This window comes from Peribacillus muralis (genome assembly GCF_001645685.2).
Lineage (GTDB): Bacteria > Bacillota > Bacilli > Bacillales > DSM-1321 > Peribacillus > Peribacillus muralis_A.
In genome coordinates this window covers 2936951-2955390 of sequence record NZ_CP017080.1, presented here as the reverse complement: position 1 = coordinate 2955390, position 18440 = coordinate 2936951, and the positions used below count along the sequence as shown (strand labels likewise).

18 protein-coding genes are annotated in these 18440 nt (G+C 42.3%); all 18 read left to right on the top strand.

Features of this window, described 5'->3' with window-relative positions; translation table 11 throughout:
• The first annotated feature begins 290 nt into the window (after positions 1–290).
• The 18 genes from ABE28_RS14320 to ABE28_RS14235 all read left to right on the top strand — a co-directional run bounded on the left by ABE28_RS14320 (position 291) and on the right by ABE28_RS14235 (position 18426).
• Positions 291–2396, top strand: coding sequence for a sigma 54-interacting transcriptional regulator (locus ABE28_RS14320; RefSeq protein WP_064463067.1), 2106 nt, complete (start codon positions 291–293; stop codon positions 2394–2396).
• Between the two features lie 301 nt (positions 2397–2697).
• Positions 2698–4071 carry a putrescine aminotransferase gene (locus ABE28_RS14315; RefSeq protein WP_064463065.1) on the top strand — a complete coding sequence of 458 codons (1374 nt, stop codon included), beginning with the start codon at positions 2698–2700 and terminating at the stop codon, positions 4069–4071.
• 281 nt (positions 4072–4352) lie between these two features.
• Positions 4353–4550: a DUF2768 domain-containing protein gene (locus ABE28_RS14310; RefSeq protein ID WP_064463063.1), complete on the top strand. Its 198-nt coding sequence runs from the start codon at positions 4353–4355 to the stop codon at positions 4548–4550.
• A 16-nt stretch (positions 4551–4566) separates the two neighbouring features.
• Positions 4567–5289: a hypothetical protein gene (locus ABE28_RS14305; protein WP_064463666.1), complete on the top strand. Its 723-nt coding sequence runs from the start codon at positions 4567–4569 to the stop codon at positions 5287–5289.
• A 231-nt stretch (positions 5290–5520) separates the two neighbouring features.
• A complete protein-coding gene (gene spoIVA, locus ABE28_RS14300) occupies positions 5521–6999 on the top strand; it encodes a stage IV sporulation protein A (protein WP_064463061.1) in 1479 nt (492 codons plus the stop codon).
• Positions 7000–7502: 503 nt separating this feature from the next.
• Positions 7503–7775, top strand: coding sequence for an HU family DNA-binding protein (locus tag ABE28_RS14295; RefSeq protein ID WP_034308023.1), 273 nt, complete (start codon positions 7503–7505; stop codon positions 7773–7775).
• A gap of 307 nt (positions 7776–8082) precedes the next feature.
• Positions 8083–8649, top strand: coding sequence for a GTP cyclohydrolase I FolE (gene folE / locus ABE28_RS14290; protein WP_064463059.1), 567 nt, complete (start codon positions 8083–8085; stop codon positions 8647–8649).
• Between the two features lie 18 nt (positions 8650–8667).
• Positions 8668–8916, top strand: coding sequence for a trp RNA-binding attenuation protein MtrB (gene mtrB / locus ABE28_RS14285; RefSeq protein WP_064463057.1), 249 nt, complete (start codon positions 8668–8670; stop codon positions 8914–8916).
• Positions 8917–9163: 247 nt separating this feature from the next.
• Positions 9164–9994: a heptaprenyl diphosphate synthase component 1 gene (locus tag ABE28_RS14280; protein WP_064463055.1), complete on the top strand. Its 831-nt coding sequence runs from the start codon at positions 9164–9166 to the stop codon at positions 9992–9994.
• A 3-nt stretch (positions 9995–9997) separates the two neighbouring features.
• Positions 9998–10708: a demethylmenaquinone methyltransferase gene (locus ABE28_RS14275; protein ID WP_064463054.1), complete on the top strand. Its 711-nt coding sequence runs from the start codon at positions 9998–10000 to the stop codon at positions 10706–10708.
• Between the two features lie 34 nt (positions 10709–10742).
• Complete coding sequence (gene hepT / locus ABE28_RS14270; protein ID WP_064463051.1) at positions 10743–11705, top strand: heptaprenyl diphosphate synthase component II; 963 nt, start codon at positions 10743–10745, stop codon at positions 11703–11705.
• 96 nt (positions 11706–11801) lie between these two features.
• On the top strand, positions 11802–12248 hold the full coding sequence (ndk, locus tag ABE28_RS14265; RefSeq protein WP_034308008.1) for a nucleoside-diphosphate kinase: 447 nt from the start codon (positions 11802–11804) through the stop codon (positions 12246–12248).
• Positions 12249–12400: 152 nt separating this feature from the next.
• Positions 12401–13174: a CheR family methyltransferase gene (locus ABE28_RS14260; protein WP_064463049.1), complete on the top strand. Its 774-nt coding sequence runs from the start codon at positions 12401–12403 to the stop codon at positions 13172–13174.
• A gap of 256 nt (positions 13175–13430) precedes the next feature.
• Positions 13431–14603: a chorismate synthase gene (aroC, locus tag ABE28_RS14255; RefSeq protein ID WP_064463047.1), complete on the top strand. Its 1173-nt coding sequence runs from the start codon at positions 13431–13433 to the stop codon at positions 14601–14603.
• A 3-nt stretch (positions 14604–14606) separates the two neighbouring features.
• Positions 14607–15686 carry a 3-dehydroquinate synthase gene (gene aroB, locus ABE28_RS14250; RefSeq protein WP_064463045.1) on the top strand — a complete coding sequence of 360 codons (1080 nt, stop codon included), beginning with the start codon at positions 14607–14609 and terminating at the stop codon, positions 15684–15686.
• A 24-nt stretch (positions 15687–15710) separates the two neighbouring features.
• Positions 15711–16073, top strand: a complete 363-nt coding sequence (aroH, locus tag ABE28_RS14245) for a chorismate mutase (protein ID WP_064463043.1) — start codon at positions 15711–15713, stop codon at positions 16071–16073.
• An 88-nt stretch (positions 16074–16161) separates the two neighbouring features.
• Positions 16162–17274, top strand: coding sequence for a histidinol-phosphate transaminase (gene hisC, locus ABE28_RS14240; RefSeq protein ID WP_064463041.1), 1113 nt, complete (start codon positions 16162–16164; stop codon positions 17272–17274).
• 48 nt (positions 17275–17322) lie between these two features.
• The gene (locus ABE28_RS14235; RefSeq protein WP_064463039.1) at positions 17323–18426 is read left to right on the top strand and encodes a prephenate dehydrogenase; all 1104 of its coding nucleotides are present in this window, start codon (positions 17323–17325) and stop codon (positions 18424–18426) included.
• The last annotated feature ends 14 nt before the right edge of the window (positions 18427–18440 follow it).

Sequence of the window (18440 nt, the reverse complement as noted above, 5' to 3'; positions counted from 1 at the left end):
TGGGTCCAAGTATATGGTGAAACAGCTTTTTCAACTTGATACGTAGGTAGTCAGTTTACTGATTATTGTGACGATTGGGAGTGTGTAGGTAGGTAAAACGCTACAAAAGCGCCTTCTTATAAGCTTTTGCCTGTCATTCTCTAAGATGAAAAGGGTCCAGCGGAGGGCCCTTTTATTGTGGTTGGAATGAGTTGAAAAGGAAGTGGGTATCGAAAGTTGCAGATTATTTTTTCTAGCAATTCGGAATTATGTTAAAATATAGACTAGGTTACTTTAAGGGGAGTGAAACTGTGTTATCCATACCGGATGATAAAATTAGACCATTCATAACGATCACAATCGATCAGCCAGCACTTTCAGAGCAAAACATTCATGAGATACAGGAACCATTTTTCTTTCTGATGAAGGAAAATCAAGTGTTTGCCTATATCCGTTTGGATGATTTGCCGTTAAATGAAAGTATAACAACAGTCGAACAGCTTTTACAGTATGCCTTATCGATAGATAATGTCTGTAAATTGCCTCCAAACATTTCCTTGCCGCTTCTGTTTCAAATTATCGGTGAACCAATCGTCTTGATCAAGACAGATGATGGCGTGCTTACCGGTTATGTCAAAAGGGAAGATGTGTTAGCGGAATTATTCAAGCAGGACAGCAAGCAAAATGTGGACCTGCTTAATGTCATGTTAACTTCCATTCCAATGGGGATTTTTGTAGCGGATAAAGAAAAAAATATCGTGAACTTCAATGAATCGGGCTTGAAAATGATCAAGAAGCCTGCTGAACAGGTTTTAAATGAACCAGCAGCGACCATCTTCAATAAAGAGCATATACATAGCGTGTTCGCGAGCGGTGGAAGTATACTAAATCAGCTGGAAATCACGGATATCATGAGTGTGCTTGTCGATTATAGCCCTATCCTCAACCATGCAAAAGAAGTGGAAGGCCTGATCATCATCGTTCAGGATTTACCGATGGTTGAGGAAATGGCTATGGAAATAGAATTGATAAAAAGTTCGAATAAAGACTTGAATGCCATTTTAGCTAATATTTATGATGAAATTTTGGTCGTCAATCAAAAAGGAGAACTGCTTCGCTATAGTGACAGCATCATTTCCGGTTTTTGGGGAAAGGATTTAAAGGATTATATCGGAAAGAATCTCTTGCAGTTAGAGGATGAAGGGATTTTCAATCCATCGGTGACCCGGCTTGTCCTTGAACAAAAAAAGAAGGTCTCGATTGTCCAAGATACGAAAATGAATAAAAAAGTCCTTTCCGTCGGAACGCCAGTATTCAATGAAAAAGGTGAGATCGAACGAATTGTGATTGCATCAAGGGATATCACCGAAACGACTAAGTTGAAATCGGAATTGAATGAAATGAGAAAAGAATTGGATTCGTTCAAGAAGCAAGATCAATTTTACAAAGAGTTGATTTTTGCCAGTCCTAAAATGGAACAAATCATCAGTCAAATCAAGAAAATCGCTCATTTTTCATCTACCGTACTGATCAACGGGGAATCGGGAGTCGGGAAAGAGGTCATAGCCGAAGCCATTCATAAAATGGGGAGGCGTTCGAAGCAGCCCTTCCTAAAGATAAATTGCGGGGCAATACCGGAAAACCTTCTTGAAAGTGAATTGTTCGGTTATACGAAAGGGTCCTTTACCGGAGCGGATAAAAACGGGAAGGTGGGCTATTTTCAACAGGCCAATAAAGGTGTATTATTCCTTGATGAAGTGGGTGACATGCCAATCCATCTTCAGGTCAAGCTTCTGCGGGTCCTTCAGGAACAGGAAGTGATTCCAATCGGCAGTACGACACCGATACCCATTGATGTTCAAATCGTTGCCGCCACAAATAAAGGACTGGAAAAAATGGTCGAAATGGGAACGTTCCGGGAAGATTTGTTCTATCGGCTGAACGTCATTCCGATACATGTTCCGCCTTTAAGGGAAAGGCCGGAGGATATACCGCCGCTTGCTTTTCATTTTCTGCAGAAACTGAATGAAAGATATCAGCGGAACTACCACTTTTCCCCTGATGCCTTGAACATACTGGAGGTTTATACGTGGCCCGGCAATATTCGTGAATTGCAGAACATGATCGAGAGATTGGTTGTTTCTGCTGATGAAGAGATGATTGATGCTGACTTCATTCAACGATTCATTCCTGTCGGCAGCGGCTTTAAACAAACGAAGCCGATCATAACGAGAATCCTGCCACTTCAGGAAGCGATAGATCATGTCGAGGAGCAATTGATCATGCTTGCCATGAAACAGTATAAAACGACGACGAAAGCGGCTAAAGCACTAGGGATAAGTCAGTCCTCCGTCAGCAGGAAGTATCAAAAGGTCTTGGCAGAACAGAGCAGGAGAATCGGAGAAAATGCATTTTAAATCAAGCTTTTGGACAAGTGCTTTATAGCGACTTGCCCAAAAGCTTTTTTCATGGAGAATCAGGGTGGCCGACATTTGCCGGCTAATACGGGACTATGCAAATGAAAATAATGCTATGCAAGTATGCATAGTTTTGAAGGGTTTTCTTATCAGAATCGCAATATTCAAAGCACATTGATCTTGGCATGGTTTTTGCTTAATAGATATATATAAGCAAAAAGGGAGGTAAGCATTAACGTCTCATCAGAAATGATTAATAAACGATTCATCCAATACAGTTATCAAAAAGGAGATTAAAAAAATGTCAATCAAAGTTGAAAGCAAAAAAAGGCAAGCTAACCAATCGGAAACTCAAGATTATATTAAAAAAGTGCTTCAATTAATCGAGCAAAAGGAAATATCCAAAGAGGATGCCCAATGGGTTACAAAGGAAACGGTCGAAAATTTCCGCAATCATGTAAACCCAGGGTTTTTGGAATATCGGAAGACGGTCACAAAAGACACACAATTCGCAGCTGTGGAATGGTCAGACCAGGACTCCTGCTTTACGGATGTAAATGGGAAAAAGTATATTGATTGTTTAGGCGGCTTCGGGATTTATAATGTTGGTCATCGTAATCCTAAAGTCGTGAAAGCAGTCACAGATCAATTACAAAGACAAGCCCTCCATAGCCAGGACTTACTGGACCCGTTACGGGCGATGCTAGCCAAGATCCTTGCCGATATCACACCGGGGGATCTTAAATACTCCTTCTTTACGAACAGCGGTACGGAGAGCGTGGAGGCTGCGCTAAAGCTTGCTAAAATGTACAGTGATCGCTTCACGATCATCTCCACGACTAAATCATTTCATGGTAAGAGCCTTGGTTCTCTTTCGGCTACTGCAAAGGGCATGTTCCGAAAACCATTCATTCCACTGATTCCTGGAGTGCGTCATGTTGCTTTCGGTGATGTGGATATGATGCGAAAAACATTTGAAAGTTGCGCATTGGTCGGTGAGGATGTCGCTGCCGTGCTGTTGGAACCTATCCAGGGTGAAGGCGGGGTCATTCTACCCCCGCAAGATTATTTAAAACAGGTTCGGGCTTTGTGTGATGAATATGATGCATTGTTGATATTGGATGAAGTTCAGACTGGTATGGGTCGGACGGGAAAAATGTTCGCTTCCGAGCTCTATGATGTCGTTCCGGATATTATTTGTTTGGCAAAAGCATTTGGCGGCGGTGTAATGCCGGCTGGTGCTGTCGTGGCCAATGAGAAAGTGTTCAAAAGCTGGTTTGACAATCCGTTCATGCACACGACGACATTTGGTGGAAACCCACTCGCTTGCGCTGCGGCCATTGCTACGATCGACGTTCTTTTGGAAGAAAAATTACCGGAGCGTGCTGCGGAAGTGGGAGAATATTTCTTGAATGGCTTAAGGGAAGCAGCTTCCGGGCATAAAGACAAGGTTTTGGAAATTCGCGGCCAAGGGTTGATGATCGGTATTGAATTCCATAAAGATGAGGTGGGCTACGAATTTTCAAAGGCTTTGTTTGATAAAGGCATTTTAGTGGCAGGTACGCTCATTAATTCTAAAACGATCAGGATTGAGCCGTCATTGACCATTCAATTGGATGAAGTCGATACAGTCATTAACGCGTTTAAAGAAGTGCTTCCAACGCTTCAAGCATAAGTGGGATCTGCAGAAAGACAGCCTTAGGGCTGTCTTTCAGACTGTAGACAAACTCGATGAAAATCGAGTTTGTCTATTTTTATGGTTGGACAATGTGAATGGAATACGCAAATCCATCTTGATTCAAGCCGAGGAGCCATGGCAAAGGAAGCGGATTCGTGATGTTTCCTATGTGAAAATGAGGAGTTAGAGGGACAATTACACAGTTTGGACAATGATTTAATTCCTTTAACGTAATTTGGTATGTTATAATAATTTCTGGAAAAAGGAGTGATAAATTTATGACACCTGCTCTGCAAAAAATGTGGATATCCTTCATAGCTATGGGCTTTATGGTTATCTCGATATTTCTTATCTACTTAAGCCGATACAAGTTTAAAGGTTTTTGGAGAGGTTTGACAGCAATCATCGCATACATACTCATGATACTAGCCGGCTTGATCATCATTGTCGTTGTTCTTAGCGGGCCAACCACTTGATAGGTGAGGAGAAATGATGAAAAATTTTTTCAAAATATTATGTTTATTGACCATCTCTGTATCATTATCCGGCTGTTTGTATCCGGAGAAGCAAAAAATGCAAAATCAGCTCCCTTATAAAGAGCAAATGCAATCCGTCCAAAGTGCAGTCGATCAATTTCAAAAAGACGAAGGTGGCATTTTGCCAATCGTTACGAAAGACGCAGAGACACCGATTTATCAAAAATACGTTATTAAATTTTCCAAGATTTCTCCTAAGTACATGGCAGAGCCGCCGGATAATGCCTATGAATCTGGAGGTGTTTTTCAATATATCCTGGTCAATGTTGAAAACGATCCGACTGTAAAACTGCTTGATGTCAGGATGGCACAGAAGATCCAGGATGTTTCCTTGAGATTGACCGCGTATCAGCAGAGCAACGGATATCCGCCATTCAAGGAAAGGTTATCGGACAATGTATTTACCCTTGATTATGAAAAAATGGGTCTGAAGGAAGCACCCACGGTCACGAGTCCCTTCTCACAAAGGGATCTATATCTTGTAGTGGATGGACAAGGAAATATTTTTGTTGATTATACCCCGGACCTCATTGAAGCTTTGAAAGCGAATGAAGCAAAAATCAAGCCTGGTGATGATATCAGGGAACTGCTTGTGCAAAGTTCAGAGTTCGTTCCTGCTTATTCATTGCCGTATACAATTGATGCAAAAACAAATAATCCAGTTTTTTATACAAAATAGGCATAACCCTTCTTCTGCAAAATATATTGTAGGGGAAGGGTTATTTCTTTATCTTCATTTCATCTTACTTATAAAAATAACAACCCTTATATAAAATTTCTGGTGGAGGAAGGGATGAAACCAGGGAAATAATTGGAATAAATTTTTAGGACAACATCATAGATATATAGTGTCCTAATAAAAGCAAATCGAAAAACGAAATCCCAAAACGCTAATTCGGGAGGGGATACCTTGGAAAAGGTAGATATTTTTAAAGATATAGCTGAGCGGACCGGCGGCGACATATATTTAGGGGTGGTTGGTGCCGTCAGGACTGGAAAATCAACATTCATTAAAAAATTCATGGAGTTAGTCGTTATACCCAACATCCCGTCAGAGGCTGACCGTGCCCGGGCACAGGATGAATTGCCGCAGAGTGCTGCCGGAAAAACGATCATGACGACAGAGCCTAAATTCGTACCTAACCAGGCGGCATCGATTTCAATAGCTGAAGGACTGGAAGTGAACATTCGTTTAGTGGATTGTGTCGGTTATTCGATACCTGGAGCAAAAGGGTATGAAGATGAAAATGGCCCGCGTATGATCCATACGCCATGGTATGAAGATCCAATCCCGTTCAATGAGGCGGCGGAAATTGGCACACGCAAAGTGATTCAAGATCATTCCACATTGGGTGTAGTTGTTACGACGGATGGTTCAATCGGAGATATTCCACGGAGTGATTATTTAGAGGCGGAGGAAAGGGTAGTAGAAGAATTGAAGGAGGTCGGCAAGCCGTTTATCATGATTGTCAATTCCGTTCAGCCGCACCATCCCAATACGGTAGCCTTGAAGGAATCCCTCCAGGAAAAATATGATATCCCTGTATTGGCGATGAGTGTCGAGGGAATGAGGGAATCGGATGTTTACAGCGTCCTCCGTGAAGCCCTTTATGAATTTCCTGTCCTCGAAGTCAATGTGAACCTACCAAGCTGGGTAATGGTTTTACGTGAAGATCATTGGTTAAGGGAAAGTTATCAGGAAGCGGTTAAAGAGACCGTGAAGGACATTAAGCGACTGAGGGACGTTGATCGGGTGGTCGGCCATTTCAATGAATTCGAGTTCATTGAACGTGCAGCACTTGCAGGTATCGAAATGGGTCAGGGCGTTGCTGAAATCGACCTATACGCCCCTGATGAACTCTATGATGAAATCCTGAAGGAAATCGTCGGTGTGGAAATACGGGGCAAGGACCATCTATTATCTTTGATGCAGGATTTTGCGTATGCGAAAGCGGAATATGATCAGGTAGCCGATGCACTGAGGATGGTCAAACAAACCGGATACGGCGTGGCGGCGCCTTCACTAAATGATATGAGCCTTGATGAACCGGAAATTATTCGTCAGGGAGCCAGGTTCGGTGTCAGACTAAAAGCGGTGGCTCCTTCCATCCATATGATCAAGGTTGATGTCGAGTCGGAATTCTCCCCGATCATTGGGACGGAGAAGCAAAGTGAAGAATTGGTAAGATACTTGATGCAGGATTTCGAAGACAATCCACTTTCCATCTGGAACTCGGATATTTTTGGCAGGAGCCTGAGTTCTTACGTAAGGGAAGGCATCCAGGTAAAACTGGCGATGATGCCAGACAATGCACGTTATAAATTGAAAGAAACCTTGGAGAGGATCATTAATGAGGGCAGCGGGGGCTTAATAGCGATCATCTTATAAGCGTAAAAAAAGTTGGACCAACTCCTTTAATGGATTGGTCTTTTTGCATGCACCGCCGGCAAGAGTTAAAAAAAGAATCTCAGCTAGAGTCCGCTTTTTTTAAAAAAATGATTCGCTTTTTTAAGGAAATCTTGAAAAAACCCTATGGTTAAGCGATTTTGAAAGAAATAATAAGTTTAATATCTATAAAAACGGGAAATGATGAATAGCGAAAGACAAAATTTATAATATATACAAATATTAATGAAAAGATTCCCATTATTTTTTGAATTCCCTTGCTAAGCTTATAGGATTTGTGATAATCTACATACAGAAAACGCGTTGTAACAGCGATTTCAACCTATTTTTAAATTTTCCGATGCATTATTTGGAAATTTAATTAGCTTGGTGATCCCCGATGAGAGGGATTGAAAATGTTCGAAACGAAACAAATATCAAATCACTATTATAGTGTTGTAATAATGATTTTTTATAAAGATTCCTTTTGGGAGGAGGTGAATGGCATGAACAAAACAGAATTGATTAATGAAGTTGTTACAGCGACTGAAATTTCTAAGAAAGACGCTACAAAAGCTGTTGATGCTGTTTTTGATACAATCTTAGAAGCTCTAAAAAACGGTGATAAAGTCCAATTGATTGGTTTTGGTAACTTTGAAGTTCGTGAACGTGCGGCTCGTAAAGGACGCAACCCACAAACTGGAGACGAAATCGAAATTGCAGCTAGCAAAGTGCCAGCTTTCAAACCTGGTAAAGCACTGAAAGATGCAGTGAAGTAATTCTACCATTACATACGGGTGCTTAACCGAAAAGGGCCGCGTGCAAACGCGGTCCTTTTTTTGCTTCTTAATTTCCATCTGTGATAATATAAAAGACAGTGAATATTTTAGAAATGCTCTAGAGGAAGAATGAGTTATAATGAAATGAGGCTCGTAAAATACGGTTCTGACAAGGCTGTGCTTGAATGGTACAATTTTGCAGGCGGTACGGGCTGCATAAACGATAGGATTGAAGGATATCAAGGTATGGTTGCCTTGGATTTTTTAAAATACATACTATTTTCGAATTTTTAGGAGGTACGGATGAATGGCTAATGTAGATCATGCCAAAATAGAAGAAGCAGTGAAGATGCTTCTTGAGGCTGTAGGGGAAGACCCGAATAGAGAAGGACTGCTTGATACACCAGGGCGTGTGGCAAGAATGTATGAGGAAATTTTTTCTGGACTCAATCAGGATCCGAAGGAATATTTCGATACGGTTTTTGGTGAGGACCATGAAGAACTGGTCCTCGTGAAGGATATTCCCTTTTACTCAGTCTGTGAACATCACTTAGTCCCTTTTTACGGTAAAGCGCATGTAGCTTATATCCCGAAAAACGGAAAAGTGACAGGCTTAAGCAAATTGGCGCGTGCGGTCGAGGCCGTATCAAAACGTCCACAGCTGCAGGAGCGCATCACTTCAACAGTTGCCGACTCGATAATGGAAAAGCTTGAACCTCATGGTGTGATGGTGGTGGTCGAGGCTGAACATATGTGCATGACGATGCGCGGTGTCAAAAAGCCAGGTTCCAAAACCATTACATCAGCTGTAAGGGGAACTTTCGCGAAAGATCATCGTACAAGGGCGGAAGTGTTGGCGTTCATTAAAAACTAAGGGTTTGGGGGAAAAAAAATGAATGAGAAAAAGATACTGAATGATTTTGTCGTAATCAAGGCCATTGAGGATAGTGTGAATGTAATCGGATTGACGAGAGGAACGGACACCAAGTTCCATCACTCCGAAAAGCTTGACTCAGGCGAGGTGATGATTGCGCAATTCACGGAGCACACCTCGGCGATCAAAATCAGGGGACATGCGAAAGTGTATACGCCATTCGGTGAAATAGAAAGTGATTCTAAAAAATCCCCATCCGATAAATAATAACTTGTTTAAATATTGCAGGACACTGAATCAATCATCTGATATCACGTTTAACAAGCTGGAAATTCCCCGCATCCATTTTTTTGAAGAAACGAAGCTGGCCGTTTCCTTATTATTGGAAGTTTCTTTTTATAAACGTTGTCCATTTCATCTGATTGTTTTTATGGTATAATAATGTGTATTTTACACAGACAGAAACCAATATGCATGAAAAAAATATCTTTCAGGGATGCAAGGGTGGTCTCATTTGTTAAACATAACGGACGACAAAAGCCAATTAAAACAATTAATAGAAAAGAAAGCTCAACATCCATATTTATTGAAGTTTATACAAAAACCAAGCTTGGACGAAGATAAATTGTTATTGCTTTGGGGGTTGTTTAACGATGTGGATGTTAAAAGCGAAAAAAGGGATCAATACATCACTTCGACCATGCTCGTGCAAATAGCCCTTGACACACACGAAATCGTTTCGAATTCAGGTGAGGGACTGGATTTGCCTGACGTATTGAAAAACCGCCAATTGCAAGTGCTTGCCGGCGACTACTACAGTGGGCTGTACTATCAGGTCCTTGCCACTGTGGGGAATGTTGAAATGATCCGTATTCTATCAAGCGCCATAAAAAAAATAAATGATAACAAAATCATCCTATATCAACAAGGGTCAATAAAGGATGTTCAGTCGCTTTTAACGACGATTAAAGCGATCGAGGCTTCGTTGATCCATAAACTCGCCTCTTATTATCAACAGCCTGACTGGAGCTATGTCTCAGAAGATTTCTTGCTTTTGAGTAGGCTTCATGCCGAGAAGGGGCGTTACTTGACGACGGGGCAATCGATCATATTCGATATCCTCCGGGATATGCCTTCAGGCTGTTCGGCTGGACAGGACGAACTTGCTCCACAAAAGGAAGAACAGGTCCGGATCAGGTTCGAGAAGTGTTTGGGGGATGCCAGGAAATCCTTGGAGCGTTCGATGAAAAAGCTGGTGAAAGTGGATGATGATCTTAAGGATCGAGTGAAGGTCCTCATGGAGCAAACAGCAAGTATAGCCAATTCATATGTGAAAGAAGGGTGAACCATGGAGCAGTCTAAAGAGCAAAAAGTTCATCATGTCTTTGAAAAGATTTACGGTAACTATGACAAGATGAATTCCCTCATCAGCTTTAAGCAGCATCTTAAATGGCGTAAGGCCACAATGGCCACCATGAATGTCCCGAAAGGCGCCCGCGCCCTTGACGTATGCTGCGGAACCGCGGACTGGACCATTGCCCTCGCTAATGAAGTGGGACCAGAAGGTAGTGTTGTCGGTCTGGACTTCAGTAAAAACATGCTCAAAATCGGTGAACAAAAGGTGAAGGATCTCAATTTGGAGCAAGTTTCCCTGATGCAGGGGAATGCAATGGAGCTTCCTTTTGAGGATGATAGCTTCGATTATGTCACGATCGGGTTCGGGCTGCGGAATGTTCCTGACTACATGCAAGTGCTTAAAGAGTTAAACCGTGTCGCCAAACCTGGAGGAATGGTCGTTTGTCTTGATACATCACAGCCAACGATGCTTGGCTTCAAGCAGGGGTATTATTTTTACTTCCGCTTCATCATGCCTGTATTCGGCAAGTTATTCGCAAAAAGCTACAGCGAATATTCTTGGCTTCAGGAATCTGCTCGCGATTTCCCAGGTATGAAAAAGCTTGAAGGCATGTTCAAGCAGGCAGGAATGGAAAAGGTCAGTTACAAGGCTCACTTCGGCGGTGTTGCAGCAACACATTTCGGGTATAAGCCTTCAAAATAAGCATAATAGCAATGGACAAAGCTGGGTGGAATGTATGAAATTTAAAATGATGTATTCATTTTTGAATGCAGATTTGCAATTAATAGAAAAAGAATTAGAAGCCGCGATTGAAGCGGACTCCACTGTTTTAAGGGAAGCCTCCCTGCATTTACTGCAATCCGGCGGTAAGCGTATCCGACCGGTATTCGTCCTATTGGGAGCGAAGTTCGGCGATTATGATATCCATATCGTCAAGCATGTTGCAGCAACATTGGAACTGATTCATACTGCATCCCTTGTACATGATGATGTTGTGGATGATGCGGATTTGCGCCGGGGATCTGCAACCATCAAATCAAAATGGGATAACCGTGTCGCCATGTATACAGGCGACTTCATTTTTGCACGTGCACTGGAAATGATGTCAGTGATCGAATCTCCCCTTGCACATCAAATTTTAGCGGATACGATGGTCGAACTATGTCTAGGGGAAATAGAACAAATTAAAGATAAATATAATTTCGAACAGAATTGGCGGATCTACTTTAGAAGGATCAAACGAAAAACGGCATTGCTCATCGCCTCCAGCTGCCAATTGGGAGCCATTGCTGCAGGTGTTGAAGAGAAGATTCATCAAAAGCTATTCAAATTCGGATATTATGTCGGGATGTCTTATCAAATCACCGATGATATATTGGACTTCACCGCTTCCGAAGAAGAACTTGGAAAACCGGCCGGTAGTGATTTGATCCAGGGAAACATCACATTGCCCGTATTGATCGCAATGGAGGATCCCAAGCTGAAGAAGCTTATCGAAACCGTCCGTGAGGATACGCCTAAAGAGGAAATGTCCGCCATCATCCATGCGATAAAATCTTCCGGTGCCATTGAACAGGCAGCTAACGTCAGTGACATGTATTTGGAAAAGGCATTTGCTGAATTGAAAGGCTTGCCTGCCATTAAAGCGAGAAAAACACTATCCGATATCGCGAAAAATATCGGAAAAAGAAAGTTTTAATACTTGCTGTTGCGAAAATGCTCAAACAATGGTAATATTCTAAAAGGATTGCCTTATATAGGCAAATAACAAAGATACATATTAGGAGTGACAACAATGGAAAGAACATTTTTAATGGTTAAGCCTGACGGCGTTCAACGCAATTTAATCGGTGAAATCGTTTCCCGTTTTGAAAAGAAAGGCTTCTTGCTTGCAGGGGCAAAATTAATGGTCATTTCTCAGGAATTGGCTGAGCAGCATTATGGCGAACATAAAGAACGTCCTTTCTTTGGCGAATTAGTGGACTTCATCACTTCCGGTCCTGTCTTCGCAATGGTTTGGGAAGGTGAAAATGTTATCGCGACTGCACGTCAAATGATGGGTGCAACTAACCCTAAAGATGCAGCTGCAGCAACCATTCGCGGCGATTTCGCTGTAACTGTCGGCAAGAATATCATTCACGGATCTGATTCAGCTGAAAGCGCTGTACGTGAAATCGGTTTATTCTTCAAAGAAGAAGAACTTGTTGAGTATTCAAAGCTTGTTAATGAGTGGGTTTATTAATCAATAGATGTAATTGAATGTTAAAGCGGATTTCATCGCCCTCATGCGACGGAATCCGCTTTTTTATATTGGGCTTTAAAGAAAAAATGTCATTCTCCGATATATATAAAGAAGAACTAAATCAAATAAATAGGTGCGGGGGAGTCGTTGGAATGCCTCAAGAATATGAAGCGTTTATTCGGAATATCAAGATGCTGACAGGCATTGATTTGGCATTATATAAGGAAGGGCAAATGAAAAGGCGCCTGACATCTTTATATGAAAAAAGAGGGTATCGTTCATTCGGTGATTACTATAATGAAATTCAGGCCAAACCCGGCGTGTTAAACGAGTTTTTGGATAGGATGACCATCAATGTATCTGAATTTTATAGAAACGCGAAAAGATGGGAAGTGCTGGAGCAAAAGATTCTTCCTGGATTATTGGGAAGCAAAAAAAAATTGAAAATATGGAGTGCAGCCTGTTCAACGGGGGAGGAACCATATACGATCGCAATGATTTTATCGAACCTTGTCCCACTCAGCCAAATAGAGATATTGGCAACGGATTTGGATGTAAATGTCTTGGCAAGGGCGAAATTGGGAATGTACCCGGAAAGGTCCTTGAATGAAGTGCCTGAAGAAATAAAGAGGAAGTACTTTAAAAAAGAAGAGGATTATTATCACGTCGCAGATGAAATCAAAAAGAGGGTCACATTTAAACAGCATAATCTTCTTGCGGAACCTTTTGAGCGGGGATTTGATTTAGTCGTTTGCCGGAATGTTTTGATATACTTCACCGAGGAAGCCAAAAATTTATTGTATGGGAAATTCAGCTCATCGTTAAATGACGGCGGGGTATTTTTTGTAGGAAGTACCGAGCAAATATTCACCCCCGGAAAATATCAATTCGAGACGATCGACACATTTTTTTATCAAAAAAAGTGAATACTAAATTAAAAGGGACTGATCGTGCATACGCATTCAGTCTCTTTTCGTTCGCCTGTAAAATGATCAATGATGACGAGGGCCATGACTAGAATGATTAAACTATATCGAAAATGGTGGAGAAGATGTAAAATAAAATGAATAATGAATAAATTCAACGTACAAAAAGGTTTTTAGGTTTACATATACCCACATTCAATAAAATTGTGGTATATTGATACATATACACTTTAAAGTGCTAAAAGGAGGCTGGAAGATGAGATACTTAACAGCGGGAGAATCACATGGTCCGCAGCTAACTACAATTATTGAGGGATTACCGGCTGGAATGCCGATTACGAATGAAGATATCAATGAAGAACTGGGACGCCGGCAAAAAGGGCATGGTCGTGGCCGCAGGATGCAGATCGAAAAGGATCAGGCTTTTATATCCGCGGGGATAAGACATGGTTATACATTGGGCTCACCGGTGGCTTTAGTCGTCGAGAATGACGACTGGAAGCATTGGACAAAGATCATGGGAAGTGAAGGTCTTTCAGAGAAAAAAGCTGAAGAAATCAAACGTAAAATCACCCGTCCTCGTCCAGGACATGCGGATTTGAACGGCGGGATCAAATATGGACACCGCGATTTGAGAAACGTTTTGGAACGGTCATCAGCAAGGGAAACAACTGTTAGGGTAGCGGCAGGTGCCGTGGCTAAAAAGCTATTGTCATTATTGGGGATTGAAGTGGCCTCGCATGTTTTGGAAATTGGCGGAGTGAAGGCGGAACCGCCGGCATATGAAACGATTCAGCAATTACAACAAGTGACAGAAGAGTCTTCAGTTAGATGCTTTGATAAAAATGTCGAGCAGCAGATGAAGGATGCCATTGATGAAGCGAAACAAAAAGGCGATTCCATTGGCGGCATCGTCGAAGTCATTGTCGAAGGAATGCCTGTTGGTGTAGGAAGTTATGTGCATTATGATCGTAAGCTTGATGCCAAGCTAGCTGCTGCAATCATGAGCATCAATGCATTTAAAGGGGTCGAAATAGGTCTTGGATTCGAAGCGGCCCATCGCTTCGGCAGTGAAGTCCATGATGAAATTGCCTGGGATGAAGAAAAGGGGTATTACCGGAAAACCAATCGCCTTGGCGGTTTCGAAGGCGGTATGACAACTGGGATGCCGATCGTTGTCCGCGGTGTGATGAAGCCAATCCCGACTTTATATAAGCCTTTGAAAAGTGTTGATATCGATACGAAAGAAGTTTTCGAAGCGAGTGTCGAGCGCTCAGATAGTTGTGCAGTTCCAGCAGCGGCAGTCGTTGCCGAAGCAGTGGTAGCATGGGAGCTGGCGGCAGCCATCGTTGATCAATTCCCTTCAGATCGTTATGAGCAGTTAGCGGAATACATAAGGTCTTATCGGGAAGATGTAAAGGGGTTTTAAAAGATGGAATCCATCCAAGTAAAGACGGCTTCCAAGCAATATCCGGTTTTGGTTGGCGAGAAAGCTATACAGGAATTACCAGAATTAATCACACATGAATTCAACCACATAAACAAGATTTTGATCATAACGGATGAGAAAGTGGCTGAGCTTCATTTACAATCCGTGAAACAGGCATTGATCAAGGCAGGGAAACCGGTGCTGCAGCATATCGTGCCTGAAGGGGAGCATGCGAAAACATTCGATGTATTTTATGAATGCCAAAGTTATTGCCTTTCCCAAAAGCTTAATCGCAAGTCATTGATCATTGCCCTTGGTGGAGGTGCAGTGGGTGACTTGGCTGGATTTGTTGCGGCTACATTCATGAGGGGGATCCCGTTTATGCAGGTCCCGACGACTTTGCTTGCCCACGATAGTGCCGTGGGAGGCAAGGTTGCGATCAATCACCCCCTAGGGAAAAATATGATCGGTGCCTTTCATCAGCCTGAAGCGGTCATTTATGATCTGGAGTTTTTACAAACTTTGCCGCTGCAAGAATTAAGGTCAGGTTTCGCTGAAGTCATTAAGCATTCCTTGATTGCCGATCATGACTTTTATCAATGGCTAAAGTCGAATATAGTCGACTTGAATGATATAACGGATGAGCAATTTATGACAATGATTAAAAAAGGAATTTCCATTAAAGCGGCAATTGTCGAAGAAGATGAAAAAGAAATGGGCATTCGTGCATATTTGAATTTTGGTCATACACTTGGGCATGCAGTGGAGGGCTCCATGGGCTATGGAAATTTCACGCATGGAGAATCGATTTTGATCGGAATGATTTATGCACTTAAATTGAGCATTAAAAAAGAGGGTCTCGATTTTAATCTTGAGGAATTCATTGAATGGGTATCTCAATTAGGGTACCGAATCACCATTCCTGACGGTCTTGAAACTGCAATATTACTCAATTTAATGAAAACGGACAAAAAATCGGTCAATGAAGCGGCCACCTTCGTCCTCTTGAATCAGGTGGGGTCCCCAATATTAATGGATATAGCCGACTCTGAGCTGATAGAGGAAATGATTGAAATGAAATGAATTCAGGAAAAGGGGGAACTGTGTGTGATAAGAGGAATTAGAGGTGCCACTACAGTTGAAAAAGACACAGAAACTGAAGTCCTTGCGGCCGCCGAGAGGTTGATGGCGGAAATCATCCAGGCCAATGAGATTGATCCTGACATGGTTGCCTCCGTATTTTTTTCAGCTACGGATGAAATCCGTTCGGTTTTCCCTGCCAAAGCCTTGAGGAAATTCGACGGTTGGACGTATGTTCCAGTAACCTGCATGAGGGAGATACCAGTGAGTAACTCCCTTCCATTTTGCATACGCGTCATGATTCATGTCAATACAACGAAGAAGCAACAAGAAATTAAGCATATCTATCAGGCAGGGGCCATTGCATTACGGCCAGACTTGAAAAAATAGGTTTAAGACGTTCTGAAACCTATGAATATGATATACTATTCCCACACTTTCTTACTTTAAAGTGATAAAAACTATAGAGGTGATTGATATGAAATGGAATGAAGCGGTCCTTTCCTTGAAGTCTTACCAACCGGGAAAGTCCACAGATGAAGTGAAAAAATTATACGGTCTCGAAAAAATCACGAAATTAGCTTCCAATGAAAACCCGTTCGGGTGTTCCGAAAAGGTCAGGGATGCCGTCAAGGGTTCAACCCATTCTTTTGCCATATATCCGGATGGCTATGCCACGATGCTTAGAGAAGCTGTTGCAAAGCATACAGGCGTCAAGCAGACTCAGCTCATCTTTGGAAATGGTTCTGATGAAAACATTCAAATCATTTCCAGAAGTTTGTTGGGGGCAGGAAAAAATACGGTCATGGCAACTGGCACTTTTTCACAATACCGTCACAATGCTACGCTTGAAGGTGCAGAGGTCAGGGAAGTTCCTCATCTCGACGGAGCGCATGATCTGGGAGGTATGCTAAAGGCGATTGACGAAAAAACCGCAGTTGTTTGGTTGTGTACACCGAATAATCCGACAGGGAAATACATCCCGGAGAAGGACCTATTATCGTTCATGGAAAAGGTGCCTGAAGATGTCCTTATCGTACTGGATGAAGCTTATTGTGAATACGCAACGGCTGAGGATTACCCAAGAACGAATCAATGGATCAATACATTCAAAAATTTGATCATACTTCGAACATTTTCAAAGATTTATGGTCTGGCAAGCTTCAGGGTAGGTTATGGATTGGCTGATGAGGACATCATTCAGAAGCTGGATCCATCGCGCGAACCATTCAATGTCAACACACTCGCACAGAATATCGCTATAGTCGCTCTGGAAGATCAAGCTTTCATAGAAAAATGCAAGGATGAAAACCAAAAAGGGCTTAAGCGGTACTACGAATTTTGTGACATGGAAAATTTAGCATATTACCCCTCGCAAGGTAATTTCATTTTTATCCACTTTAAACAAGATGCCGATGTAGTGTTTCAATATTTACTTGAGCGCGGCTATATTGCAAGGTCGGGTAAAGCTTTCGGTTTTCCTACCAGCTTAAGGGTTACGATTGGTTCAACGGAGGAAAATGAAGGAATGATCAACGCTATCAATGCCTTCTTGAATGAAGTTGAGGCGCCTTCTGATTCGCTGCTTTGAAGTGGTATCAAACCCTATGGAGCCTTTAAGGATGCGGAGGAGAGAAGAGTGAAGGGAAAGGTTTTTGTAATAGGTCTCGGGCTAATTGGTGGATCATTGGCCAAGGCTGTACGTTATGCACATCCTGAAGCCATGATAATTGGTACGGATGTAAGTGAAAAGAATATTCAGCTATCGATGCTGTTAGGCACGATAGATGACTCCGTATCCACTTTGGAAGCGGGGGCATGTGAGGCTGATTTAATCCTTCTTGCTGTGCCAGTCAATGAGACCGTCAAGATTTTAACACAATTAGCTGACATGAATTTAAAAAGTGGCGTCCTTATATCGGATGCGGGAAGCACGAAGGACACAGTGGTAAAGGCAGCAAAACCATTGATAGATAAAGGGGTGGCCTTCATCGGGGGACACCCTATGGCTGGTTCCCACAAAAGCGGCGCTGGCGCAGCCAAGCTGCATCTTTTTGAACATGCGTTTTATTTGCTTACTCCCGATGAATCCATCGAGGAGAAAAAGGTGGAGCAGCTGAAGGAATGGCTAAAGGGAACAAGAGCGAACTTCTTGGTCGTCACTCCTGCCATGCATGATAAGCTGACCGGAGTCGTCAGTCATTTTCCCCATATTGTCGCATCAGGGCTTGTGAAGCAGGCAGAAAATTATAGTAAGGAAAATAAACTGATTTCCAGGCTAGCGGCCGGTGGTTTTCGTGATATTACTAGAATAGCTTCAAGCAGCCCGGAAATGTGGCGTGACATATTGTTGCATAACCGGAACGTGTTACTCGAGTTAATGGATGATTGGCTGCAAGAAATGAAGCATGTTAAAGGGTTGGTGGAAAAAGAAGATAGTGAGGAAATCCTTCGCTTCTTTGCCGACGCCAAGGTTTTCAGGGATGATCTTCCAACTCACGCAAAAGGTGCGATACCAGCCTTTTATGATTTATATATCGATATACCGGACTATGCTGGAATAATTTCAGAAATAACCGGATATTTGGCGCAAGAAGGAATCAGCATTACGAATATAAGAATCATCGAAACCAGGGAAGAGATATACGGTGTATTGGTCATTAGCTTCCAAACGGATGTTGATCGCATTAAAGCAGCGGATTGTATCTCCAGACATTCTGATTATGAAACGATCCTGGCATGATGACAGGGGAAGGA

Bases quoted from the DNA above. Each gene is read 5' to 3' on its own strand.
- ABE28_RS14315 (WP_064463065.1), top strand. From the start codon at position 2,698: ATGTCAATCAAAGTTGAAAGCAAAAAAAGGCAAGCTAACCAATCGGAA.
- ABE28_RS14310 (WP_064463063.1), top strand. From the start codon at position 4,353: ATGACACCTGCTCTGCAAAAAATGTGGATATCCTTCATAGCTATGGGC.
- ABE28_RS14305 (WP_064463666.1), top strand. From the start codon at position 4,567: ATGAAAAATTTTTTCAAAATATTATGTTTATTGACCATCTCTGTATCA.
- ABE28_RS14295 (WP_034308023.1), top strand. From the start codon at position 7,503: ATGAACAAAACAGAATTGATTAATGAAGTTGTTACAGCGACTGAAATT.
- folE (WP_064463059.1), top strand. From the start codon at position 8,083: ATGGCTAATGTAGATCATGCCAAAATAGAAGAAGCAGTGAAGATGCTT.
- mtrB (WP_064463057.1), top strand. From the start codon at position 8,668: ATGAATGAGAAAAAGATACTGAATGATTTTGTCGTAATCAAGGCCATT.
- ABE28_RS14275 (WP_064463054.1), top strand. From the start codon at position 9,998: ATGGAGCAGTCTAAAGAGCAAAAAGTTCATCATGTCTTTGAAAAGATT.
- hepT (WP_064463051.1), top strand. From the start codon at position 10,743: ATGAAATTTAAAATGATGTATTCATTTTTGAATGCAGATTTGCAATTA.
- ndk (WP_034308008.1), top strand. From the start codon at position 11,802: ATGGAAAGAACATTTTTAATGGTTAAGCCTGACGGCGTTCAACGCAAT.
- ABE28_RS14260 (WP_064463049.1), top strand. From the start codon at position 12,401: ATGCCTCAAGAATATGAAGCGTTTATTCGGAATATCAAGATGCTGACA.
- aroC (WP_064463047.1), top strand. From the start codon at position 13,431: ATGAGATACTTAACAGCGGGAGAATCACATGGTCCGCAGCTAACTACA.
- aroB (WP_064463045.1), top strand. From the start codon at position 14,607: ATGGAATCCATCCAAGTAAAGACGGCTTCCAAGCAATATCCGGTTTTG.
- hisC (WP_064463041.1), top strand. From the start codon at position 16,162: ATGAAATGGAATGAAGCGGTCCTTTCCTTGAAGTCTTACCAACCGGGA.